Source organism: Poseidonocella sp. HB161398 (assembly GCF_005870025.1).
Lineage (GTDB): Bacteria > Pseudomonadota > Alphaproteobacteria > Rhodobacterales > Rhodobacteraceae > Mangrovicoccus.
Map to the genome: position 1 here is coordinate 1 of NZ_VATA01000050.1, position 24361 is coordinate 24361.

The 24361-nt window shown below is 66.7% G+C and carries 17 protein-coding genes and 3 pseudogenes; 11 read left to right on the forward strand and 9 right to left on the reverse strand.

The genetic code is table 11. From position 1 onward, the window contains the following. Nucleotides 1-661 precede the first annotated feature (661 nt). The 6 genes and pseudogenes from FGX59_RS27150 to FGX59_RS27175 form a co-directional block, all read right to left on the reverse strand. Nucleotides 662-1725: pseudogene (locus FGX59_RS27150) on the reverse strand (transposase); the annotation flags it as partial. Between the two features lie 819 nt (nt 1726-2544). Next, on the reverse strand, nt 2545-3603 hold the full coding sequence (locus FGX59_RS27155; protein WP_171060851.1) for a lysylphosphatidylglycerol synthase transmembrane domain-containing protein: 1059 nt from the start codon (nt 3601-3603) through the stop codon (nt 2545-2547). Further along, nucleotides 3587-4336 carry a DapH/DapD/GlmU-related protein gene (locus FGX59_RS27160; protein ID WP_138470264.1) on the reverse strand — a complete coding sequence of 250 codons (750 nt, stop codon included), beginning with the start codon at nt 4334-4336 and terminating at the stop codon, nt 3587-3589. Before FGX59_RS27160 ends, FGX59_RS27155 begins: the two co-directional genes overlap by 17 nt. A 375-nt stretch (nt 4337-4711) precedes the next feature. Then, complete coding sequence (locus tag FGX59_RS27165; RefSeq protein ID WP_206078444.1) at nt 4712-5191, reverse strand: methyltransferase domain-containing protein; 480 nt, start codon at nt 5189-5191, stop codon at nt 4712-4714. 115 nt (nt 5192-5306) lie between these two features. Further along, nucleotides 5307-6318 (reverse strand): annotated as a pseudogene (locus FGX59_RS27170) (IS5 family transposase). Nucleotides 6319-6561: 243 nt separating this feature from the next. Then, nucleotides 6562-7596 (reverse strand): annotated as a pseudogene (locus FGX59_RS27175) (transposase). Nucleotides 7597-8514: 918 nt separating this feature from the next. Here FGX59_RS27175 and FGX59_RS27180 point away from each other — a divergent pair. The 3 genes from FGX59_RS27180 (at nt 8515) to FGX59_RS27190 (ending at nt 11586) form a co-directional block, all read left to right on the forward strand. Then, nucleotides 8515-9567, forward strand: a complete 1053-nt coding sequence (locus tag FGX59_RS27180) for an acyltransferase (protein WP_171060852.1) — start codon at nt 8515-8517, stop codon at nt 9565-9567. Nucleotides 9568-9794: 227 nt separating this feature from the next. After that, a complete protein-coding gene (locus tag FGX59_RS27185) occupies nt 9795-10541 on the forward strand; it encodes a class I SAM-dependent methyltransferase (RefSeq protein ID WP_171060853.1) in 747 nt (248 codons plus the stop codon). Between the two features lie 52 nt (nt 10542-10593). Further along, a complete protein-coding gene (locus tag FGX59_RS27190; RefSeq protein ID WP_138470268.1) occupies nt 10594-11586 on the forward strand; it encodes an NAD(P)-dependent oxidoreductase in 993 nt (330 codons plus the stop codon). Nucleotides 11587-11599: 13 nt separating this feature from the next. On the opposite strand, the gene FGX59_RS39480 is transcribed toward FGX59_RS27190, so the two are convergent. Both FGX59_RS39480 and FGX59_RS27200 read right to left on the reverse strand, forming a co-directional pair. Continuing rightward, entirely contained in the window at nt 11600-12388 is a 789-nt protein-coding gene (locus tag FGX59_RS39480; RefSeq protein ID WP_138470269.1) for a DapH/DapD/GlmU-related protein, read from the reverse strand. 119 nt (nt 12389-12507) lie between these two features. Continuing rightward, nucleotides 12508-13707 carry a glycosyltransferase gene (locus FGX59_RS27200; RefSeq protein WP_240722748.1) on the reverse strand — a complete coding sequence of 400 codons (1200 nt, stop codon included), beginning with the start codon at nt 13705-13707 and terminating at the stop codon, nt 12508-12510. Between the two features lie 26 nt (nt 13708-13733). On the opposite strand from FGX59_RS27200, the gene FGX59_RS27205 reads away from it, so the two are divergent. From FGX59_RS27205 to FGX59_RS27225, 5 genes are all read left to right on the forward strand, one after another. Next, nucleotides 13734-15002: a polysaccharide biosynthesis/export family protein gene (locus FGX59_RS27205; protein ID WP_138470271.1), complete on the forward strand. Its 1269-nt coding sequence runs from the start codon at nt 13734-13736 to the stop codon at nt 15000-15002. Nucleotides 15003-15186: 184 nt separating this feature from the next. Next, nucleotides 15187-16107: a glycosyltransferase family 2 protein gene (locus tag FGX59_RS27210; RefSeq protein ID WP_138470272.1), complete on the forward strand. Its 921-nt coding sequence runs from the start codon at nt 15187-15189 to the stop codon at nt 16105-16107. Nucleotides 16108-16180: 73 nt separating this feature from the next. Continuing rightward, nucleotides 16181-17206, forward strand: coding sequence for a glycosyl transferase family 2 (locus tag FGX59_RS27215; RefSeq protein ID WP_206078445.1), 1026 nt, complete (start codon nt 16181-16183; stop codon nt 17204-17206). Nucleotides 17207-17215: 9 nt separating this feature from the next. Next, nucleotides 17216-19465, forward strand: a complete 2250-nt coding sequence (locus tag FGX59_RS27220; protein ID WP_138470273.1) for a polysaccharide biosynthesis tyrosine autokinase — start codon at nt 17216-17218, stop codon at nt 19463-19465. Continuing rightward, on the forward strand, nt 19458-20339 hold the full coding sequence (locus tag FGX59_RS27225; protein ID WP_138470274.1) for a sulfotransferase: 882 nt from the start codon (nt 19458-19460) through the stop codon (nt 20337-20339). The genes FGX59_RS27220 and FGX59_RS27225 overlap by 8 nt, the downstream gene beginning before the upstream one ends. 71 nt (nt 20340-20410) lie before the next feature. On the opposite strand, the gene FGX59_RS27230 is transcribed toward FGX59_RS27225, so the two are convergent. Beyond that, a complete protein-coding gene (locus tag FGX59_RS27230; RefSeq protein WP_138470275.1) occupies nt 20411-21349 on the reverse strand; it encodes a glycosyltransferase in 939 nt (312 codons plus the stop codon). Between the two features lie 52 nt (nt 21350-21401). Between FGX59_RS27230 and FGX59_RS27235 the strand changes: the two genes are divergently transcribed. The 3 genes from FGX59_RS27235 to FGX59_RS27245 are packed head-to-tail and all read left to right on the forward strand — an operon-like array spanning nt 21402 to nt 24357. Beyond that, nucleotides 21402-22229, forward strand: a complete 828-nt coding sequence (locus FGX59_RS27235; protein WP_138470276.1) for a family 16 glycosylhydrolase — start codon at nt 21402-21404, stop codon at nt 22227-22229. Beyond that, nucleotides 22226-23209, forward strand: coding sequence for a glycosyltransferase family 2 protein (locus tag FGX59_RS27240; RefSeq protein ID WP_138470279.1), 984 nt, complete (start codon nt 22226-22228; stop codon nt 23207-23209). Before FGX59_RS27235 ends, FGX59_RS27240 begins: the two co-directional genes overlap by 4 nt. Further along, nucleotides 23206-24357, forward strand: coding sequence for a glycosyltransferase family 4 protein (locus FGX59_RS27245; RefSeq protein WP_138470283.1), 1152 nt, complete (start codon nt 23206-23208; stop codon nt 24355-24357). Before FGX59_RS27240 ends, FGX59_RS27245 begins: the two co-directional genes overlap by 4 nt. The last annotated feature ends 4 nt before the right edge of the window (nt 24358-24361 follow it).

Genomic DNA, 24361 nt, shown 5'->3' on the forward strand with positions numbered 1-24361 from the left:
ACCGCGCTCGGCATACCCGTCACTGTGGCCGTAGGATAAGTCCGTCCGGGGAAAGGGGAACCGCGCTCAGCCCCCGATTTGTGCAACAAGGCCGCTGCGATGCCATGGGCAAAGGCCTGCATCGAAATTTCGTGAGGGCCGGTGTTCCGCGCCGGTTGACGCTTGCGCTCCCAGTGAAGCGCCCCGGCGTCGCCAGCGGTCCCCGGACCGCTGGCGGCCCTCCATGCTGTCTGGCAGGGCGGCAAGTTGCCGGAAGTGCGCGGGCTCTGGTTCTGCGGCAACGGCCGCCGCGCGACGGTGGCGGGTTCGGCACAGACACCTGGTTCTGGAAGACGCACTTGGCGGGAACGAGACCGATCGTGGTAGTTTCTGTCATGGACGCCCCCCAGAGGTGGATTCGACCCCGCCGAATGCGGCACATTGCGATGCCGGGAGCCGGAGGCATCCGATCCGGGAATCATGGACTTGGCCTCGATCCTTGCGCCATCGGTGGTGCGTGAGATGCGTCACTCCGATTGACCGCGCGGCCCCGGCGACTGACCGGCCGTGCGATACGAGTACGTGCAGCTGCCGCAGCTTGACGACGATGTCGATCGTGTCCTGCTTTGCGGTGCAGTTCGCGGCGGGCTTCGCGCTGGCTGGCTGGCGGGTCTGGCTGGCCGCTCTTCGATGGAGGCAGGCTGACGGTGACATCGTCGCAGACCGGCGCGGGCGTTTCCAGCGCCATCCACCTGGCACGCTGTGCAGCCTGTTCCCGGGTCTGCTCCATCTGATGGCTCCGACGAGGCGCCGGATCGCGGCATCGTCGGGAAGCGAGGGCATGACGGCCGCCGGTCCGAAGGAAGGCCCGGACACCGGCCGCATCGGCGCGCCGCCTGATCTCGCCATTCGGGCGCGCGATCGGGTTCGTGCCGTGACGCCTGGCTCGGTGCCGGGGCGGGAAGGTCATGGAGGCGGGCACGTCTTCCTCCGTCCTGTCCATGGGCGTGGCGCGCAGCGGCAGCTCGCGACGCCTCCGGTCGGCGGCGTGCCCTGGCTGGGCGAAGGCCGTGGCGATGAAGGCCCCCCGGCGGCTCTTCCCGGCATGGCCGAGTGCATTGCGCCGGAAATGGACGCGGCGGCGCTGCCAGGCAGTGGAGTCCGCCTTGCGGTCGCGGCCTTGATGCCCTCATGCGTATCGCTCCACCAGCTTCACGCCGTCAGGGCCGCAGCCCACGAGGTCGCGTCGGAGTGCATGAGAACCGTGGCGCCAGCGGCGCCGCGAAAGTCCCGTGAACGGCCCCGTCCCGGACGCGCCAATCGCCATGCCCGGGACCTCGCGCCGCCCGTCGGCCATCGGGGTCGGACCGATGGCGACGGCCGCGGACAGCCGTTCGCACGACTGCGAAGGTGACGGCCGCAGACAGCCGCCATGGCTTCGCTATCCGTCCTAGCCCGATGGCGGCGCGCCTGCCCTGGCGCACCTTGAGACAGGTCGCGTCGATCCATGGGCCGGGGCGGAAGAAGAAGGGCTCCGGGGGAGGCTTTCCCCGCCGAAGGGCCATGCGTCTTCGATCGGCGGTGCCAGGACGGCATCGACGCGCTCGCCACTCGCCATCGTCCTTGGACCGATGGCGGAAAATGGCCCGTTCCCCGCGCAGGCGGCTGACCTGGGCTCATCGAGATACCCGTCCGGCCCGTCGCCTGAACCAGATCATCCGTCGAACGTGTCGGGCCGCCATGAACGCAGGCCGCCTTGATGGCGGCGGTCAGCGCTCTGTCCGCCAACCGATTCGGGGGATCGATTGGCGGGTGCTCGAAAGCCATCGGCCGTTCCGCGGCGAAGCTGACCATCCCGCGCAGCGGGTCCGCATCGCGGGTCGGGGCGGCCCTCGGAGCGGTGGCGGGCGGACCCTCCGCTCAACACGAGCGCGCGGAGCTCCATCACCGGTCTGGCCATCTGCGGCATCCCTCGGTTCCGCTTTGCGTCAGCACCCCGACCCTGCCGGGAACCCCGGTGGCAAACGCCAGCTTCACCGCGCCCCGGGACGCGATCCCGGTTGGTCCGGGACTCACAGGGAAGAACTTGTTCGTGGCCGTGCCTATCTTGGCTTCACATCACTCCCGAGTTGAAGCCGCCGATTGACTTGGCGCGATTCAGTCCGGCTCATCCCGGAGCGGCCCGACGAGATGCTACGAGGCGATGGGGCTGCGGTCGCGGTCGCAAAAGTAGCCGTCTGCGGCAGTCCCTTGGACCGGCCGCGAGAAAGCCCTGCCTGAAAACAGGCGCTGACGACCGGCTCGCCGGGAAAGACCGCAGTGGAGATCCTGCTTCCCGGCCAACCCGGCCGTCTCCATTTCTCGCGGATGGCCTCGCGTGCTGCCTTCGCTTTGGCCTCTGCCGGATGGCGTTTCGATCACGCCATGTCGGGCTCGTCCTTGACTGGGGCTACAGCTTGGCACCCGGTCCGAACTCCAGCGAGGAATTCCCCCTGGCGTCACGGAACCAGTGGATAGCCACCGCCGGCCTCCGTGAAAGGGCGGCGCGGATGGCGCCGCGTGCGGTCAGTTCAGGGCGCCGTCCTGCGCGCCCAGCGGTGCGACCGGGTTCATCGTTCCGCCAGGTCCTGCCGCGGGCCGCTTGCGGCGCAGGGCGAAGACGATCCCGCCGCCGACCGCCTGGAGCAGCACCATGGCGAAGGCGATCCAGGCTAGCGACAGCGCAAGCTGCGGCGCCACCCCGAACTGGCCGAAGAGGTAGATGAAGATGTGCTCGCGGATGCCGATGCCGTTCACCGTGGCCGGGATCATCAGCACGAAGAGCGATACCGGGATGATCGCGAAATAGGCGTAGAACGGGACCTCGATGCCGAGCGCCTGGCCGATCAGGAAGTAATGCGCGACCACATTGGCCTGGAAGGCCACGGAGATGCCGATGCAGCCATAGACGACCCGGATGCGCGAAGCGAAGGCGTCCGAGGTCTCGGAGATGTTGCGGATGATGCCCGAGAGCCGCCGCAGGAGCGGCCAGCCGGTGAGATAGAGCATCACCCGGCGCAGCACCTTGCTGAAGAACACCGCTGTCAGCCCGGCAAGAACGCAGGTCGCCGCGATCAGCGTCCAGCCGATCCCGCTCTGGAACGCGACTTCGCGGCCGATCAGGGGCAGGGCCAGGAGCGCGAGGATGAGCAGCCCGAAGAGCCCCGTCAGCCGTTCGACGAAGAGGATGAGGAAGGACCGCGTGTAGGACGGGACCCGGTCGGAAATGTCCATGGCGCGCATGAAATCGCCGCTCATCAGTCCCGGCAGGAAGGAATTGAAGAAGATGCCGATCGTATAGGCGCGGATCAGCTCGATCAGCGGCACGGCGAAGCCCTGCGCCCGGAGCAGGATCTGCCAGCGCCAGGAGCAGACGAGATAGCCGATCGTGTTCAGCGAGAAGGCCAGCAGCAGAAGGGCGGGATCCGCCTGCGCCATGGCCGCGAGGATGTCCTGCGAATTGCCGATCTGCGTGCGCAGGAGGTAGTAGATCAGCCCGCCGCTGATGCAGAGCTTGACCGCGAAGGGCAGGTAGGGCCGCAGCTTGTCGCGGGCGGCAGAGAGCAGGCTAGGCTTGGCCGTCATGGAGGTCCCCACGCTTGCGGATGAGCCGGGCGGGAACGCCGCCCATGATGCTGAAAGGTTCGACATCGCCGGTCACGACCGCGCCGGCGGCGATGATGCTGCCCCGCCCGATGCGCACATTGTCGAGCACCTTGGCCCCGGCGCCGAGCCAGACATCGTCCTCGATCACCACGCCATGGCTGTCGAAGCCTTGCTGGTTCATCGGCACCGAGAGATCGTCGAACCGGTGGTTTCCGGCGATGATATGGCAGTGCCCGGCGATCAGGGCGTTGTCGCCGATGCTGATCCCGGCCTGGCCGTTGAGGATCGTGTAGGCGCCCACGAAGCAGTCATCGCCGAGCCGGACCGACCCCTCGTAGCCGGTCTCGAAATGGACGCCATGCATGATCTGGTTGCGGCGGCCCAGCTCGACGCGGGCCTCCGTGCTCTTGATGTCGAAGAAGACGCCTTCGTCGATCAGCGTGCCGTCCCCAGCCGACAGGCCCTTGGGGCAGCGCAGCACGATGCCGCGGGAGAAGACCACGCCCTTGCCGCAGCGCCGGATCAGCCCGCGATAGAGCTTGCCCCGCAGGACGATGCCGAGCGCGCCGGGCAGGTTCGCCAGAAGCAGCATGACGGTCTCGTACCAGAGCAGCGCGCCAATCCGGTCGGTGCCCGCGATCCGGGCCATGTACTTCGCCAGCGCGCCGCCCTCGTCCCGGGCGAGGTTGCCGCTGCGGAGCCCGCCGGTCACGAGGGCGCCCCACGGCTGGCGGAAGGACGCTGTCCTGCCGGTTGGGGCATGGCCGCAGCCCTCCTTGCGCCGCTCGGGCTCGGGAATGGGTGCGGATTCATGGCCGGAAGCCAGGGCGGCACGGTCGTCCGCAGCGATCGCGAGGAGGGAGAGGCGTTTCGGAGCGGGCGTTGAAAGATCGCCGATGAAAATAAGACACGGTGTTAAAAACTAACTCCATAAAACTATATTGAAGGCGCAATTTCGAAAATACTTTCCGGCAGAAGATGCATTGGCTTCCCCATCCGCACAAGAGGTTTCTTGTGCCTCCGGCCGCAGCCCGGCGCGGATGCCGGTCTCCGGGAAGGCCCGGACACCGGTAGCATCGGCCCGTCCCTAGGCGGGGCGGGTGGCAAGATAGATCGTGTCGCCGCGCTCCGGCGGGTAGGGCGCGGCCCGCGCGCCATCGGCCACGATCAGCTCCAGCGGGAATCCCGCCGCGGTGATGCGGCTCGCGATGTCGCGGCCGAACGCGCGCACATGGTCCTCGTGGCCGAAATGCCGGAACTGGGCCGGGGCGCCGCGCAGTCCGGTCACCTCGTAGCTGCTCTCCACGGCGTCGATCACCGGCATCGTCAAGATCGCGTGCCCGCCCGGCCGCAGGATTCGGAGGAGCTCGCGCAGCGCCTTGCTGTCATCGACATGTTCCAGCGCGTGATTGGCCATTACAGTCTGCGCGCTGGCGTGAGGCAGGGCGATGGCCTCCAGGTCGCGCTGCGGGTCGGTGCCCCCGGGCGCGATATCCGCGGTCCGGTAGCTGGCGGCGCGGGACCGCAGCAGCCCGGTCAGCTCCGGTTCCGGGGCGAAATGGACCATGTCGCCGAGCGAGGCGAAGCGCGGATCCTCGTCCGGGAATAGCTTCAGGAACCGGTGGCGTTGCTTTACTGCGCAAAGAGCATGAAGCCCGGACGTCCGCATTCCCCAGACTGACCTATCCCGCGGGCTCTGTTGCAGGCATGCCGAGCGCGGCGTAGCCGTTCAGGACGGCGGCGCGACTCTGAAGCTCTGCGACCTGACGATCGAGGTCACGCGCCATGAGGCTCTGGCCCACCAGCCTGACGCAATGCATTTTCGTCTCGACCCGGCTTCGGCGGCGGTATCCGCTCCACTTTCTCCAGATGGCACGGCCGGGGTATCTCGATGCGCGAAGGGCCTCGTTCCGGGCGATCGAACCGGCCGTCGAAGGCGTCCACGGCTTGGCGTTCCTGCGCGGTGGCATACCGGCGTGGGCACCGCGGCCGGCGACGGCGTCATGGCACCTGGCGGTGTCGCAGGCCCCGTCGGCGGTGACCGAGCCGATTTCCGCATCAGCGGCGATCTGGTCAGGGAGTCCGGACAGCATGGGCGCGTCACCGACGTTGCTGCCGGCGATTTCGATGGCTCGGACCTCCAGCGTCTGTTCATCCAATCCCATGTGGATCCTGCGCCGTGAGCGGGCCGCGCCACCGGTCCGAGCGGCCCTGCGAACACGGCGCTTCGCGCTCCCATGCTTGCGCGCGTGCCACTCGCCCCCGCCTTCCGCCTTGATGCCGCTGCTGTCGATCAGCAGGTTCGGCGGCCCCTTCGAGCCGTCGTAGCGAAAGGCCAAGGCCATTGTTCGACGGGCTTTCGCGGCGCCACTGGCGCCAGGGTCCCGTCTCACTCTGCCGACGGCCCAGGGTGCTGAAATCCGGTACCGTCCAGTCGGGGCCAGCGAGGCGTAACAGGCTCTCCACGAACCCGGCCGCCTGCCGGAGCGCCATGCCGAAGAGGACCTTCATCTTCAGGCATGTCTGGATCGCGGCATCGCCATGCTGAGGCTGCCGACGTCGCTTGGCGGTGGGCGGCGGCACCCAGGCCATGTCCGGATCGAACCTGATGGTCAGGGAACCACGCTGCTTCAGTGCTTCGTTGTGGGCCGGCCAGTTCCCATTCGTGTCGCTCGGCGGGATGCGTCTGCTCATGCAGGCCATCTACTGCACTGTATTCACTGGAGGAATCTTCATCGACTTTCGCGCGGCAAGGCCGGTGGCCTTCGCGCGATCCGCAGCCGGGACAATGCGCGTCGAAGCGCATCGCGCCGGCGCCGAAGAAGGGCGCCATTTCTCCGTCATGGCCGCAGAACGGACATTCGCAGGTTCGCATCTAGACCGACTCTGTTGCACAAATCGGGTGATGGCCGAGGTTCCCCTTTTTCCCAGACGGACTTATCCCACAGCTTCCGTGACGGGTATGCCGAGGGCGGTGTATCCGTTCAGGACGGCGATGCGGACCTGGAGTTCGGCGACCTGACGGTCGAAGTCCCGCGCCATAAGGCGCTGCCCCAGCAACTTCACACAGTGCATCCATTCGCCGGGGAAAAGGTCCCCCGGACCTTTTCCTCATCCGGCTCATATCTCGACGCGGCTTCGGCGGTGATGGTCTTCCAGGGCTTCGCGTTCTTGCGGGGCGGGATGACGGCATGGGCGCCACGGTCGGCAATGGCGTCGTGGCATTTACGTGTGTCCCAGGCACCGTCGGCAGTGACGCTGCCGATCCGCTCGTCCGCTGGGATCTGACCGAGCAGGTCGGGTAGCACCGGGGCATCACCGATGTGGCTCCCGGTGATCTCGACAGCGCGGACCTCCAGTGTTTCTTCATCAATCCCGAGATGGATCTTGCGCCATGAGCGGGCCGCGCCGCCGGTCCGAGCGGCACCGCGAATGCGCCGTTTGGGACCGCCATGCTTGCGGGCGTGCCGTGCTGCGCGCTTTCGCGGCCCCACCGGGGCCACGGTCGCTCCGCACCCTTCGCCCTCGACCTTGATACCCGTGCTGTCCGCTGCCCGGCAGGGTATTGCGCAGCAATGCCCGAGAGGGGATCAGCAGGTGCAACGGCCCCTTGGAGCCGCGATACGGGATGTCCACGGCCATTGTTCGACGGGCTTTCGCGGCGCCACGGTCCCGTCTCGCTCTGGCGCCGGGACAGGGTGCTGAAGTCGGGCACCATCCAGTTGAGGCCAACCAGCCGCAGCAGGCTCTCGACGAACCCAGTCGTCTGCCGGAGCGCCATGCCGAATAACACCTTCATGTCTGGATGGCGGCATCGCTGTAGGTCTGCTGCCGGCCACGTCTGCCTGTCGGCGCGGCCTCCCGACTCATATCGGGGTCGAACCAGATCGTCAGCGAGCCCCGGCGCTTGAGCGCTTCATTGTAGGCTGGCCAGTTCCTGGTCTTGCAGGTCGGGGGCTTAGGTCTGCTCATGCACCCCGGCTACCACGCTGGATTCATGAGATGAATCCCACACGGGATTTGGGAAACAGAGCCATCTAGACCGGCGGATGGCTCTGGTCCGCAAAGAGAGTTGCAAGACGGCGGTGGTGACAAGGGGAAAGGCGATCAGTAGCGAAACTGGCTACGCGCCACCCGATCTGGTGAATTATGGCCACGGAAATCCGGTCATATAAATTCCGTTGTTACGGTATTTCTCAATATGACGTGGCGCTAGATAAAGTTCACGCGGCACCGATGAAAGCGGGTGCGACGGAAAAATGGATCAAGTTAAATATTCTCGGGACACCCGGTCATCCGCGCCGGCGGATGCGATTGCAGGGCGCCGCTCACAGCCGCAGTGGCAGCCAGGCAGGATCGGCATCAGAGGCCGCGTTGCCGGTCCGGCATGCGATTCGGTCCGGTGCCGGGCCGTCCTGGAGACGCTGGATTTCTCGGAATATAATTCAATGACAGTGACTTGATCCTGTCTTTCTGCGGCACCGGTTCTCGATGGTTGGCACCCCGCTGCGGAGGCAGCGGGCGGAGGTGCTTTGGCAAAAGGCGGCCGGAGCCTGGATCGGCAAGGGCGCCGCCCAGGGGGAGTCCAGGGGCATGGAAAGGTCCGGCACGCTCTGCCGGACGAAATGCGAAACGTATCAAAACTGGAATGCCTGCCGAAAAATTCATCTCTCCGGAGGGGGAGTCCGCGGCGTCTGGACGCGCATTTTTCCAAGGGCTTGCACCAGGTCAAGTTTCGTCGGAAAGTCGTGCCACTTTGCGAGACGTAATTTTCGCCACGACAATTTTTGCCTTGTTTCCTTTTTGCGCGTTTTGATGGAGGTACCTGCCTTGGATAAGGATCGGACAGAAACGTCTTTTCCGCAGGAGCTTTCGGAGCGGGAGAGTTCGATGATAAACTCCCTCCGCGTTTTCTGCATCTTCTTCATGATTTACGCGCATGCCGATCTGGGCAAGGGCGGCGAGGCGGGGACCATCTTGCAGAGCGACAGCCTTGCCTGGGTGTCCGTGATCTGGGTGGACCTGCTGTCGCGGGCGAGCGTCGCCGCGCTGAGCTTCGTGAGCGGCTTCCTGATCGTCCGGAGCCTGGATCGGGGGAGGCCGGGCCGGTTCATCCGGGGCAGGGCCCAGGTCCTTGTCGTGCCGATGATCTTCTGGAACTGCGTCTTCATCGTCCTGGCGGTCCTCGCGCATCTTGCCGGGGTGGAGAGCAGCGCCGGGGGCGTGTGGCAGCCCGAAGACCCGATGAGCATGGTCAATGCGGTGACCGGGCTGGCGGGGCCGATGGTCGCGCCGTCGCTGGGCTTCCTGCGGGATCTTTTCGTCACCTCCGCGATCATTGCGCTCGCCTGGCCCTGGATCCGTCCCGTCCTGCCGGCGGTCATCGCCGTGGTGCTGGCCGCCGCGCTCTTCGATGCGCTGGAGCCGGTCGTCTTCCGTCCGTCGATCCCCTTCTTCATGCTGGCCGGCGCCTATGCCCGCAGCCGGGGCTGGCGGCTGACCCATCTCGCCTCGCCGCGGCTCGCGCTGCCCGTCGCGGCCGCAAGTGCGGTCCTCGTGCTGGCGCTCGGCCTTCATGGCTTGCAGAACCCGCAGCTTGCCGAGGCCAGCAACCTGGCCAAGCGCGCGGGGCTGATCGCGCTTGTCCTCTGCCTCGCCGCGCAGCTCGCGGATACGCGGGCACAGGCGTTCTGCGACAGGCTGGCCCCGGTCAGCTACCTTGCCTATCTCAGCCATGTGCGGGTCCTGTCGGTGCTCTTCTTCCTTCTGGCGATCGATCCCGGCAGTTCGGCCTTCCTCGCCTTCTTCTTCCTGGCACCGGTGATCGGATTCGCCGCGGCGCTGGTCATGACGCAGATCCTGGCCGTGCTTCCGCCCTGGGTGGCGCGGTTCGTCCAGGGCAAGGCGCCGCGCAGGCGGACGCCGCGTCCGGCCACCGCCTGACGGGGCAGCCGCTGGACGGCGGAGGCTGGCACCAGTGCACGTCCTTGCCGCGAAAAGATCCCCGGGCCTTTCGGCAGATGCATTTTTGCGCAGTTTTTCTCTCCGTCGATCCGGGGGCGCCGCCACGCTTGCCCTTCCGCGGGAATTGGAACAAGGCTTGGGCATTTACAGCTCGTCCCGCAGCGCGGTCTGCGGCGACCCATTTGTTGAAGAGAAAGTACTGCGCCATGGCTCATTTCGACGTCATTTCTCCGGACATGTCCGCCGGACCATTCGGCGATGAAGCCGCCGCGACGCCCCTTTATGCCCGCCGGTTCTCCGGGAAGACCGGAACATGGTTCCTCGACCGCCAGGCCGGCATCCTGCGCGATCTGCTGGCGCCCTGGCCCGGGGCGAGCGTCCTCGATATCGGCGGCGGCCATGGCCAGGTGGTCAGCGCCCTCGCCGGGACCGGCCATCACGTCACCGTTGCCAGCAGCCTGGCGCGCGAGCAGACGATGCTGGCGGGGCCGTCCGGGCCGGAGGGGGTCTCCTTCGTGCAATGCGACCTGCGCGAGCCGCCTTTCCCGGACGGGTCCTTCGACGTTGTGGTGGCGATCCGGATGATGGCCCATGTCGAGGACTGGCCCGGCTTTCTCGCGTCGATGGCGCGGATGGCGCGCAAGGCGGTGATCATCGATTTCGCCGAGGCCCGGAGCGGCAACGCCCTGGCCGACCGGCTCTACAAGGTGAAGGCTGCCGTCGAGACGGAGACCCGGCCCTTTGCCACCCAGCGGCGGGGCGAGATCGAGGCGGTGCTGGAAGGACTGGGGCTCTCGGCACCCAGGGCCTTCGGGCAGTACGTCTTTCCCATGGCGCTGCACAGGACGCTGAAGGCGCCCGGCCTGTCCAGGGGCATGGAGCGGGCGGCGGATTTCGCCGGTCTCCGGCGCTTCGGCTCGCCGGTCCTGCTGCGCATGGAGCGCCGGGCCTGACCCGGCCGCCCAGAAGAATTTTCATTAAAGCAATTCGGAAGAGGACGATTGCATGACCCAACCTTTGTATCTCGTAACGGGGGCCGCCGGGTTCGTGGGCAATGCCCTAGTCACCCACCTGGCGCAGCAGGGCGTCCGGGTGCGGGCAATGGTGCGCCGGGAGTCGCAGGCCGCGGCGCTGGCGAGCCGCGTCGAGGAGGTGGTGATCGGCGATCTGCAGGATCCCGCATCGCTCGGCCCGGCCGTGGAAGGCGTGGCGGGGATCTACAACATCGCCGCGGTCTTCCGCTCGGACAGCATTCCCGACGCCACCTTCTACGACATCAATGCCGAAGGCGTCCGGCGGCTGATGGAGGCGGCGATCGCCGCGGGCGTGCCGCGGGTGGTCCATTGCTCGACCAACGGCGTCCACAGCCACATCGCCCAGCCTCCGGCCAGCGAGACCGCGCCCTTCAACCCCAGCGACGTCTACCAGGACAGCAAGCTCAAGGGCGAGATGATCGCGATGGAGTATTTCCGCTCTGGGCGTATCCGAGGCGCGGTGATTCGGCCCGCGATGATCTACGGGGCCGGGGACCAGCGGACGCTGAAGCTCTTCCGGATGATCTCCAAGCGGCAGTTCTTCTATGTCGGCAAGGGCAATGCGCTGACCCATTGGGTCGACGTGAAGGATCTGGCCCGGTCCTTCGAACTGGCGATGATGCGCGAGGAGGTGAATGCCGAGGCGTTCCTCGTCGCGGGCGAAAGCTACCAGCCGCTGCGGGACTGCGTGCGGGAGATCGCCAGCCAGCTGCAGGTGCCCGAGCCGAAGCTGCACCTGCCGGTCGCGCCCGTCATGGCGCTGGCGCATCTGACCGAGAAGGCCTGCAAGCCCTTCGGGATCGAGCCGCCGCTCTTTCCCCGCCGCGTCGCCTTCTTCCTGAAGAACCGCGCCTTCGACATTTCCAAGGCGCGCAGCATGCTCGGCTATGCGCCGAGCAGCTCTTTCGCGGACGAGATCAGGGACATCATCGCGGCGTCGCGGAAATCGGGCGACATCGCCTGAGCGAGATGCGGGGTCATTCCCGCATCCCGATCACCTTCGCCGGACAGCCCGCGACGATGCTGTTCTCGGGCACGTCCCGGGTGACGACTGCCCCGGCGCCGACGATGGCGCCGGAGCCGATCCGCACGCCGTCGAGGATCCGCGCCCCGGCGCCGATCCAGACATCGTCGCCGAGGATGACCGGGCCCTTGGTCAGCAGCCCCTGCGAGACCATCGGGCCGGCGCCGAGCGCGGTGCGGTAGCGGCCGCCGCCGAAATAGCACTGTCCGGCGATGATGGCGTCATTGCCGATCTCCATGCCGGACACCGCCGAGATCGTCGTCTGGCTGCCGATCGAGCAGTTGCGCCCGATGGACAGGCTGCCCTGCTTGACCACGACGATCACGTCCCGGGCGATCAGGGTGCCGTCGCCGATCGAGAACCGGCCGGGCCCGCCCGTGCCCCGTGCGTCGAGCGCGCAGTTGTCGTCGATCAGGACATTGCTGCCGAGCGACATGAACATCGGGCAGCGCAGCGAGATGTTGCGGCCGAACTGCACGCCGCCGCCGGTCTCGTGGAAAAGCCCGGGATAGAGCGTCTTGCGCAGGGCATAGCCGGGCGCGCCGCGCAAGCCGCCCGCCAGCATCTGCGTGAGCTCGTAGCGCAGGAAGCGGCCGAGCCCTGTCTGGCCGACGAAGAAGGCCTGGTACTTGGCCAGCGCGGAGCCCTCGGCGCTCAGCGCCGCGACGACGCGGTCCTTCGGAGGATCGCCCTGGGGCTGGCCGGCGGTCTCGTCTGGCGAAAGGGCTTTGGTCTGGTTCATGGCGGCTCCAATGCGTTCGTGATCAAATGGGCGCGGCCGGGGCGGATCGGCCCGGGCCGGAAGGCTGGGTGCGGGCCGCAGCGCGTCTGGCAGGCCCTTTGCGCGCAAGGCGCCGGGGCTCAGGCAAGCCAGGCCCCGTCCGGCAGCTCCCGCCGCTCGGCCACGTCCGGCGCGGGCGCTCCGGTCCTGGCGCCGAGCCCGGCCAGCTTCGCGCCCGCGGCAAAGCGGGCCACTGCTGCTGCATCCGCGGTGCGGCCGTCCTTCAGCGCGGTCCGGCCATGCCAGAGGATGCCGCGCGCGAGGGCGGCCGCGATCTGCGCCCCGGCCGGGGAGGTGCGGGCGAGGCGGGCGATCCTGCGGCGGGTCTGCGTATCGAGCGCGTCCTGCACGCCGTGCTTGCCGGCCATGGCCCGGCGGCAGATGTCGCGTTCGAGCCCGGAGAGCCCGGTTTCCGGCGATTGCGCGGCGGCCGATTCGAAATCGGCCAGCGCCGCGGCCCAGTCCGTCCGCCGGGCATAGACGCAGGCGCGCTGCAGAAGGCCGGCCCGGGTCGCGCCGGGGCCCTCGAAGAGTGCGGCATAGAGGCTCAGGGGAATCGACTCGCGGAAGGGGGCGAAGACATCGCGGTCGGCGGACTTCCAGACCTGGTCGGAGGATGCGGCCGCGTGGCGGGCGGCGGCCGGTCCGCGCGCGCCGTCATGCTTGCGCTGGCGGAAGATCGGGGCGTCGGTCACTTCGGCCGGCGCGCGCAGGGCGAGGCGGACGACCATGTCGTAGTCGATCGACCGGGCCAGGTCCTCGCGGAAGGCGCCGGCGCGTTCGTAAAGTGACCGCCGGACGAGCATCGCGTTCTGGAAAAGGAAGATATCCTCGAGCAGATGCCGCAGTACCGAGCCGTTGGAGAGATCCGGCCAGTAGCCGGGACCGGATTCGCTGCGCGTCCCGGTTCCGGGATCCTCGCGGAACCTCCGGTAGCAGCCGGCCGCGAAGCCGGCTTTCGGCGCGCGTTCGAGCATCCCGGCCAGGGTCTCTGCCGCATTTGGAAGCGCGATGTCGTCGTCGTCGCAGATCCAGATCAGATCGCCGCGCGCTTCGCGCAGCGCATGGTTCAATGCGCGGGACTTTCCGCCGTTCTCCGAGCGGAAATAGCGCAGGGGAACCGGAGATTCGGCTATGACCTCTTGCGTACCGTCAGTGGAGCCGTCATCCCAGACAATAATTTCCTCGACGGGGCGCGACTGGCGTGACAGACTCTCGAGAGTTTCATTTAGGAAATGCGCTCTGTTAAATGTCGGTATTATTGCCGTAATCGATGTCATGATTCTATTTCCGCTGGGGTAAGTTTATGTATAAAGCATTTTTTGTAGCGATATTCAGGAAATTCCGCGTCAGTCAATGTGTCGCGACAGCTCTCATGGCAATCTTCTCGGTTCAGATGGCCTGGTCACAGGAGGCATATCGCCTCGGGCCCGGAGACCGGATTGCCCTCCGAGTATTGTCATGGGACCGGATCGAATTGCAATTCGTGGAATTCAACGCGCTCGGCGGAGAATACGCGGTGGGGCCCGACGGGTACCTGATGGTTCCCGCGGCGGGCCGCTTCGAGGCGGCGGGTCTCACCGTTGAGGAGATCGCCGACGAAGTGACCGACCGGCTGGAAAGCGGTCTTGGCCTCGCGGATGCTCCCAGCGCGTCGGTCGAGGTGGTCGGCTTCCGGCCGGTCTACCTTCTCGGCGATGTCGCCCAGCCCGGGCCGATCGAGTTCGCGCCGGGCCTGACGGTGCAGCAGGCCGTGGCGCTGGCGGGCGGAACGCGGCAGGTCTTCGACAACGGGCCCGAAGGGATGGCGGCGGCCTTGCGCGCGGTGGGCACGCTGCGCGAGCTTGGCCAGACCCTAGTGCGGCAGCAGGTGCGTGCGGCGCGGCTCCAGGCCGAGCGGGACGGCGCCGAGACCTTCGCGCAGCCTTCGCCGATGGACCATTTCGGCGACGGGACGTCGACGGAAACCGTTTACGAACTGGAGCGTAGCCTGTTCGAGAGCCGCCGGGAGGCGCAGAAACGCGCGCTGGCGGCGCTGGACAGCACGAGGTCGGTGCTGGAGACCGAAATCGCGAATCTCGAGGAAAAGCTCTCCGGGCAGGCCCGGCAGGTCGCGATCGTCAAGGAATCGGTCGGCAACATGGAGTCGCTCGTTGATCGCGGCCTGGCAACGTCGCCGACCTTCGTGTCGCTGCAGCGGCAGCTCATCGACCTGGAGAATCGCGAACTCGACACCGAGACGAACGTCTTCCGCGCCCGCCAGGCGATTTCCGAACTTGAAAGCGACCGGGTCGAGCTGGAGGCCGGACGGCAGCTGGAGGTCCTGCGCGAACTGCAGAACTCGGAGGCGGAGATCCAGCAGACGCTGGCGCGGCAGGACACGGTCCGCCAGCTGCTGGTCGGCAGCCAGGCGCTGCTCGACGAGGCCTCCCGGTTTCCCGAGGTCCTGATCTCCTACAGGGTGACGCGGACCGAGGGCGGCCTGTCGCGGCAGATGGATGCCGCTGCGGCCACGGTCCTGAAACCGTCGGATGTCCTGGAGGTCACGGTGTCGCTTCCCGAGAGCGCGGGATAGCAGCTGCACGGATATTGAGCACTTAAAGGGAATCACGGCCCGACCCCGCCGAATTCTCTGAAGGTCTGTCGATCAGCTGTGCTAGCTTAAGACTTGTAAATTGTTTTATACCTGTCTCGCGGCGTGTTTTGCCGCAAAGAAATTTACGGTTTAGTTTGCTTCTTGAAATGATTTTGGACCAGTGATGTTTCCAGAAAATAGATCGCCAGCTTCTGAATTTGTTCCCGAAATTTCGGTGTGTGTCCCCATCTACAATGAGGAAGACAGCGTGGGTCCGCTCTGCGAGGCGATCGTCGCCGCGCTGGAGCCGACCGGACGGGATTTCGAGATGGTCCTGGTCGATGACGGGTCGACGGACCTTTCGGTCGAACGGCTGACCAAAATCGCCGAGCGGGATCCGCGGCTGGTGGTTGTCTGCTTCCAGCGCAACTACGGCCAGACCGCCGCCATGATGGCCGGCATCGACCATGCGCGCGGACGCTATGTCGTCACCATGGACGGGGACCTGCAGAACGATCCGCTCGATATCCCGATGATGCTGGAGAAGCTCGACAAGGGATACGACCTTGTCGTCGGCTACCGCATCAACCGCCAGGACAAGTTCTTCTCGCGCAAGCTGCCGTCGAAGATCGCCAACGCGCTGATCGGCTGGACCACCGGGCTGCGGATCCGCGACAATGGCTGCTCGCTGAAGGTCTACCGCGCCGATGTCATCCAGCGGACGCCGCTCTATGCGGACATGCACCGCTTCATCCCGGTGATGAGCCTGCCCCTGGGCGCGCGCGTGGCCGAGGTCGGGGTGCGCCACCATGCCCGCCGCTTCGGGGAGTCGAAATACGGGCTCTCCCGCATCTTCAAGGTCCTGCTCGACCTCGTCACCATCAAGACGCTGCAGCTCTTCTCGCGGCGGCCGCTGGCCCGGTTCTCCTCGGGCGCGACCCTCTCGGCGCTCGCTGCGGTGGTGATGCATTTCGCGCTGCGCTCCGAGGATGTGGTGATCAGCACGACGGTCACCGGACTGCTCTTCGGGTTGTCGGTGTTCTTGTTCTTCCTCGGGCTGGTGACAGGGGCGATGTACCAGGGCTCCGAGAAGGGCAGCCCCTGAGAATGCGCCCAGGCGCACAGGTCCGGACGGACCGCAATTATTTCAAGCAATGCTTTGAAGAGTAGGAATTTTAATGGGAATGTTGGAAATGGATATCGACGCGCCGCACCTCTCCGTGCTCGTCGCAGCGAAACCCATGAAGGAACTGCCGGAGACGCTCAGGGCGATCCGGCCAGAGCTCGATGCCCTGGGCATGAGCTACGAGATCATCTGCGCCACCGACGGCTCCAATGACTGGGCCATGTCGGAGCTTGAGGGGATGGCGGCCACCTGGCCGAACCTCATCACCCTGGGACAGCGGCCCTGGAGCGATGACGATGCCGCCCTGGCCGTCGCGCTGAGGCGGGCGCGCGGCTCTCTGGTGCTCACCCTTGCGGGCTGGCCGGAGGTCGATCCCGCGGACATCCACAAGCTCTTCGACGGGCTTGGCTCGGCCGACATCGTCTCGGCCGTCAGGCTGGCCCCCGCAAAGAGCGGTCTGCGCGGCTGGCGCACCCGGTCGTTCACCGGGCTGCTCACCCGCCTTTTCGGCCAGAGCCCTACCGACCCGTTCTGCCGCACCCGTCTGGCGCACAAGTCCGTCCTGGACGACGTCGCCGGGTTCGGGGTCCGGCAGCATTTCATCCCGACCATCGCCGGGCAGCGGGGCTACAAGCTGGCCGAGACCCAGCTGCGGGTGCCTCCGGCCGGGCCGGGCGGCGATGCGCGGTTCATCTTCAGCCCGTTCAGCCATCTGCAGGGCTTCCTCGACGCGATGACCCTCTATGTGGTGCTAAAGTACCTGCGCCGCCCGCTGCGCTTCTTCGGCTCGATCGGGTTCCCGCTCTTCGCCATCGGCGCGCTGGCGACCACGGTGCTCGTCCTGCAGCGGCTCTTCGGCGAGCCTCTGTCCGATCGCCCGGCGCTGGCCTTTGCGGTGCTGATGCTGGTGCTCGGCATCCAGATCATCGCCATCGGCCTCGTGGGCGAGATCATCATCTACGCCAATGCGCGCCGCATGAAGCAGTACGCCGTCAAGCAGATCATCGGCCGGGGCAGCAGCCCCGCCAGCCTGTCGTCGGGCATGCCGGGTACCGGCGCCGCTGAAGCAACGGAGTAAAGAGTCAAAGTGAATCAAAGGTCGTTTCAGCCTGTCCCCTCGGCCTTTTTGCAGGCCCCGGCGGATGACGGCATCGTCCTCGACTTCGGCAAGATCTTCTCGATCTTGCGCGGCGGGTGGTGGATCATCGGCGCGGCGGGGTTCACCGGCGCGCTATTTGCGGCGGTGCTGGTCCTGCGCATGGAGCCGACATTCAGCGCCCGGGCGCAGCTGCTCATGGGCACGCCCAACGGCACGGGCAACGTCTTCGGGACGCTGGTCCAGGATCTCAATCTTGACGACGATGCCATTGCGGGCGAGATCGCGATCATCACCTCCGGACGCATCCTGAACATCGTCAGCCAGCGCCTGGATCTGGAGTCGCGTCCCGAATTCAATGTCGAGCTGCGGCCGCCCGAGCCCGAGGCCCCCTGGCTGCTCGAAAAGCTCGACCAGGCGGCGGAAGGGTTGAAGACGGTGCTCAGCGGCGGCACGGAGCTCGCCACCGGGTCGGGCCGCGACGGGTCCTCGTCCGCCGACCCGGTCGACAATGCCGCCTATCGCGGCCAGGATCTGCTGGGCGACCAGGTGGAGTTCGTGAGCCTTCTCATGCGGTCGCTGCAAGTCGACCAGGTGGGCAATACCGGCCTGGTCAACGTCTCCTTCTCCTCGACCAACCGTGCGCTCGCCGCGGCCATTCCCAATGCCGTGGTCGATGTCTATCTCGAGGACCAGCTCAACCGGAAATTCGAGGCGCTGCGGCGGCTGACGGACGGGCTGGAAACGCGCCTGTCGAAAATGCGCGGGCGGCTCGAGGCCTCGGAACGCGCGGTGATCGACTACCGCAACCGCAACCTGGCCGACGGCTTCGCCGTCCAGGCGCGGCTTGACCAGCAGCTGACCGATCTGACGCGGCGGCTGAACCAGAGCTCGGCCGACCAGGCTGCGCTCGACGCGCAGGTCGCGGGGATCGACGCCATCATCGCCTCCCAGGGCGCGCTGGCGGCGGCGGGGCTCTTCGAGTCGAACCTGATCGAGACCATGCGCAGCCAGATCATCGAGCTGCAGCAGCGCAAGGCCCTGGTCGCCGAGCGCAGTTCGGGCGACAACGCGCAGACCGCCAAGTTCGACGAGGAGATCTCGCGCCTTGAGACGATGATCGAAGCCGAGGTCACCCGGCTGCGCGACGACAAGTTCAACCAGGCCGAGATCAGCCGCGCGGCCGTCGAGGCGCTGAATACCGAGCTGAAGAAGCTCGAGGTCCGGGCGATCCAGCAGGCCGAGCGCGAGGTCCGGCTGAGCCAGCTGACGCGGGACCATGCCGCCGAACTGGCGGTCTACGGCACATTCCTCGACAAGTTCACCGAGACCAGCGAGGCGCTGGACCTGCAGGAGGGCGACGCCCAGGTCATCTCCTTCGCCGATCCGCCGAAAAGCCCGGTGGCCCCCAACAAGAAGGTTGCCGTCGCGCTCGGTGGCATCGCCGGCGGGTTCTTCGGCGTGGGGCTCGTCTTCCTGCTGGCGATGACCGACAGGCGGGTGCGGACTCGGGCGCAGCTGCGGTCGATGGCGCCCTATGCGCCGATCGTGTCGCTCCAGCGGACCGGACGCTTCGGCATGAAGGGCGCCAGTCCGCTTTCGCCGGGGGACACGTCCGGCGCGGCAAACCTTTCCGACGGCATCCAGGCAATCCGCAGCCAGGTGCTGATGTCGGAGAAGCGCGAGGGCGGCCGGATCCTCTCGGTCGTCTCGGCGGGCCGCGATGCCGGCAAGACGACGACGGGCCTCCTGCTGATGAGATCCTTCGCGCAGATGGGCGTCTCCTGCGTCCTGGTCGAGGCCGATCTGCGCAACCCCTCCGTCGGCAGCCTGCTCGGGCTGAAGGGCGCGGCCGATCTGGTCGATGTCCTGTCGGGCAAGGCCAAGTTGGAGCAGGCGCTGGAACAGGATCCCGCGTCTTCGGCCAAGATCCTGAAAGTCCGCAAGGGCCACAGGGATCCGGCCGGGGTGCTGCTGTCGCCGTCGATGACGCAGCTTCTGCAGGACCTGCGGAAGACCTATGCGGTCGTGATCGTCGACACCTCGCCGCTGCTGTCGGCCTCCGACGCCACGCCTCTGGTGAAGATGGCCGACCATGTCCTGCTGGTCGTCCGCCACGCCTCGCCCAGAGACGAGGTCGATGCCTGCCTCGAGACGATCGAGAAGCTGGGATCGCCGCAGCTCAGCATCTGCCTGAGCATGACATCGAGAAGATCGGAGCCTGCAGACCGATATGCCTGACGGAAAGTACATCCTTCCCAGCACGGACGCGGCGGTTCTCGACCAGGCCAGGGTGCCGGATTTCATCGTGATCGGCGCGATGCGGGCCGGGACGACCACACTCTACCACCACCTGGCCGGCCACCCCGAGATCGGCATGTCGCGGATGAAGGAAACGGATTTCTTCGTCCGCAAAATCAACTATCCGCTCGGCCCGGACTGGTACAGCAGCCAGTTCGATCCCGGCTTCGCCTGCCATGGCGAGGTCTCGCCCAACTATGCCAAGCACGATCTCTGGCGCGGCGTGCCGAAGCTGATCAAGGCCACGGTGCCGGAGGTGAAGCTCGTCTTCATCGCCCGCGATCCGGTGGCCCGGTTCAGGTCGCATTACCAGCATTCGTGGTATGCGGGGCGGATTTCGCTGACGCCGGAAGAGCTTCTGGACAGCGGGAACGGCGCGCACATGCTGGAAACCAGCCGCTACGCCGCCCAGATCGGCAGCTACCTGGAGCATTTCCGCCGCGACCAGATCCTCATCCTCGATTTCGATCAGCTGCGGACGGAACCGCAGGGCGTGCTGGACCAGGTCACGGATTTTCTCGGGCTCGAGCGGCATGTGATCCGGGATGTCGCCTCGCGGAATGACGCGGCCTCGGTGTCGCGCATCCCCGGGGTGGTCCAGCGGGCCTGGTCAAGCCGGGCCGTGCGGCGCCTCGACCGCTATATCAGCCGCGGGATGCGCGACCGCGCGCGGCAGATCGTGTCCATGGGGCCGGCGCGCAAGGCGCCCGATTTCAGTGACGTGCTGGTTTCGGTCATTGCCGAGCGCCTGGCCGAAGACGCCGCCGCGTTCCGCGAACTGACCGGCATGAGCTTCGACTCCTGGCGGGTCTGATTCACGGAAGTTATCCCGGACGCGCCCGGATCCGGGGCCGCGTCCGGTTTGCAGGCCGGACGGAACCGGAGCTAGGTCAGCCTGCGTTTCATCGCTTCGAAAAGCTGGAATGACAGCCGGCCTGCGGCGCGCGGGCGCTGCGCGAATTTCCGGACCGCAGGGCCCGGACGTCCAAGGCGCAGCCAGTGAATCATCGTTTCGGCAGCCACGAGATCGGAAAGGCGTTTCTGCCGACGACGCATCAGGGATATTTCCCTTTTGCTCATCCATTCCGAATTCCTGTGCAGAAAAGCGGCATCCGCCTTTAGCAATGCCTCTGCGTGGACAAGGTCCAGACGGTTGGAAATGGAACCCTTCCGAATGCGGTAGAGATATCCTGCTTCCGGCATTGTCCACACCCGGACTCCCCGGGCCAGCAATTCCGCGGTGATGTGAAAGTCCTCACCGTTTCTGAGAGATTCGTCATACCGGACACCGTGATAGGCGAGGGCGCTCGCGCGAAATACTGGCTTCAGATATCCGAGGCTCGGGCGCCCGGATTCGGCTTGGCACCCGGCGAGAAAATCTCCGAGAGTCCATTCCGCAGGCGCCGTGAGGCCATAACTGTGCAGATGCGAACTGCCCAGGAATCGGGCATCCGGTCCCACGGGCTGGAAGTCGTCATAGACCAGTCCCGCCTCGCATGATTCGCCAAAATCTATCATGCGTTTCAATCGGTCAGGCTGCATCAGGTCATCCGAATCGAGCACCGCGATCCAGCGTCCCCGGGCTGCGTCGATGCCCATGTTCCGGGCAGCGGCCGGACCGCCATTCCGGGCCGTCCGGAGCACGCGAATCCGCGAATCTGCGGCGGAAAGGTCCTGAGCGAGAGAAAATGTCCCGTCCTTGGAGGCGTCATCTACGATAATGATTTCGATATTAATGTTTTTTTGTGCTAAAGCGCTGGCAACGGATTTGGAAAGAAACTCTTCAGCGTGCCATGCCGCGATGATCACGGTTGCATCAGTCATTATGGCCACCTAATATCACCTCAATATTGACCCCAGTTAGCAATGTATTGCGATGCTCCACAATGAATTTCTGCAGACCGCAGGCCTTGTGGTTGCGTTGACGATTTCGGTTTCAACCGCATCGTTGGCGCAAACAGGAGAGGCCTTCATTTACCAGTTCGACGAGTTTCCGTCGGCGTCGTCGTGGTACGCATCGGATTTCGCGATGAAGCGCGAAAGCTTCCGGACGAACTGGAATCCCGAGAATCTCAGCCTGACCGAAGACCGTGCGCTCCAGCTCGGACTCTGGCCGACGGCAGATGCGGACGGCACTCCGGATCTGGGCGCCGGCGCGCTCAAGCATTTCCAGGGGGCCGAGCTCCAGCGCAAGGAGAAGACGCATTTCGGCACCTACGAAGTCGTCATGACCGCGGCCCGCGGCGATGGCCTGATCTCCGCCTTCTTCACCTATACGGGTCCTTACTTCAAAGACCCCCATGACGAGATCGACTTCGAGTTCCTCGGCCGTGACACCACCAAGGTCTGGCTGACGCGCTTCGTCGACGGAGAGAACCTGCCGGGGCGGTGGATCGATCTGGGCTTCGACGCGGCGGATGCGCGGCACATCTACACGCTCGAATGGTTGCCCGACCGGCTGGTCTGGTATGCCGACCAGCGGGAGCTGATGCGCGTGACGGAAGACGAGGCGCCGATTCCGCAGACGGCCCAGCGGATCTATTTCAGCATCTGGGCCGGAGGACCGGCGCAGAGCGACTGGTCGGGGAATGCCCCCGACGATGCTAGGGGGCGCGCGCGCGTCTATTGCGTGTCCTATCGCCCCGCGGGACAGGAGACCTCGCCCATGTGCTCGGACGAGCCGCTTCCGGACCGGATCGAATGAGGATGGACGAGGCGGGCGGTTCCGCTCCGCGGGCCAGCATCCTGATCGCCGCATGGAGCGCGGAGAAGACGCTCGACCGGGCCATCTCCAGCGCGCTGGCACAGAGCGTTCCGGTCGAGGTGATCGTCATCGACGACGCCTCGCCGGACGGCACCGCGGCGCGGGCCGCGGCATGGGCGGCGTCGGATCCGCGGGTCCGGCTGATCCGCCAGGCGCGCAACATGGGGCCGGGCGCGGCGCGCAATTGCGGCCTGGACGCGGCGCGGGCGCCCTGGGTGACGGTTCTCGACGCGGATGACTTCTTCGCTTCACCGGACCGGATTGCGCATCTGCTGGAAATCGCCGCGTCCGAAGGCGCCGATTTCGTCGCGGACGACCTGTGGAAGGTCGATGCCGCGGACCCCGAGGGGCCGCGGACGCCGATGATCGGCGGCGCTCCGCTCGGCGTCCAGCGGCTGGATGCGGCGGGCTTCATTGCCGGCAACCTGTCGTCGCAGCATGGCGGCCGGAGGGAGCTCGGATTCCTCAAGCCGCTGATGAATAACACCTTCCTGCGTCGTCACGGGATCCGCTACGATCCGGATATCCGGCTGGGCGAGGACTATGTCCTCTATGCCCAGGCGCTGATCGCCGGGGCGCGGTTCATCCTGACCGATGCCGCGGGCTATGTCGCGGTGGTCCGGCCGGAATCGCTGTCGGGCAGCCACCCGACCGAGGCGCATGAGCATCTGATTGCCGCCGACAGGGCGCTTCTGGCGCTGCCGGCGGCCGATCTGGCAACGCGGCGCAACCTGACGGCGCATATGCGCGAGCAGCAGAAGAAATGGGCCTGGCGGCGGCTGATCGATGCCAAGGGCGCGGGCGATCTCGGGGCGGCGGCGCGCTGCTTCCACGCGCCGGCCGGCGTCATCGTCGATCTTGTCCAGCGTCTGTGCGGCGAGGCGGCGATCCGCCTGCGCCGGCGGGTCCGGCTGCGATGAGCGGGCAGCTTGACGCCATCGTGGTCGCCGATGCCCGTTTCGCGGGCGGCAGCACCTCGGCCCTGGTCTCGGACGTGACGGCGATGGCGCGGCTCGGGCTGCGCATCGGCCTTGTCTTCGTGCGCTCGGCCTATCTCGACGATGCGAGGGACCGGCCGAATCCGGCCGCGCTCGGCCTGCGCGACCTCGACGGGGTCGTCCCGCTGGCACCCGGCAGCCCGGCCCGCGCCAGATTCGCCTTCCTGCATCATCCGATGGTCTTCTTCCGCGGCATCGAGGAGCGGCTGCGGCTCTGCGCGGAAAAGTCGGTGGTCGTCACCCATCACGCGCCCTTCCGTTCGGACGGGTCGCTCGAATGGGATCCGGTCGCGACGCTCTGGCGGATCCGCCGGGCAACCGGCCTCCTGCCCTGGTATGCGCCGATCGCGCCGGGCGTCCGGGCGCAGCTGGCAAGCTTCGCGCCGCTGATCACCCAGACATCGGGCGACTGGCCCAACATCTTCGATCCGGCCGACTGGCCCGAGACCCGGCCCGCCTTCTCGGGGCCGGTGCTGACGGCGGGGCGGCATGGGCGGGCCGATCCGCTGAAATTCCCGGCGACGGGCGCGGAGATCGACGCTGCCCTGCCGGCCGGTCCGGACCTCCGCATCCGCGTGCTCGGCTGCCCGGCCGAGGCGCTGGCGGCCAAGGGTGCCCATCCCGGCCGCTGGGATGTCCTGCCCTTCGGCAGCGAGCCGGTGCCGACCTTCCTCAACAGCCTCGACATCTTCGCCTACCACTACCACCCGAACTGGCTCGAGGCCTTCGGCCGGACCGTGGTGGAGGCGATCCTCTGCGGTCGCTCCTGCCTGCTCGATCCGCGGCTGCGCCCGTCATTCGGCGACGTTGCACATTTCTGCACGCCTTCCGAGACCGCGGCGGCCATTGCCCGGCTGGCCTCGGACCCCGCGGCCAGCCGGGCCCGGGCGCTGGCGGCGCGGGATCTGGCGCTGAGCCGGTACAGCGCCGCCTCGGTCGCGGCGCGGCTCGCGGCGCTGGAGGCGGATCGGGGCGATCTCGGCAGGACCAACTCGGCGGCACCGCCGCACAGGACATTGCGCAAGCTGGCCGGGCTCTACCGGCGGCGGGCCGCTGGAAGCACAGGATGAGAAC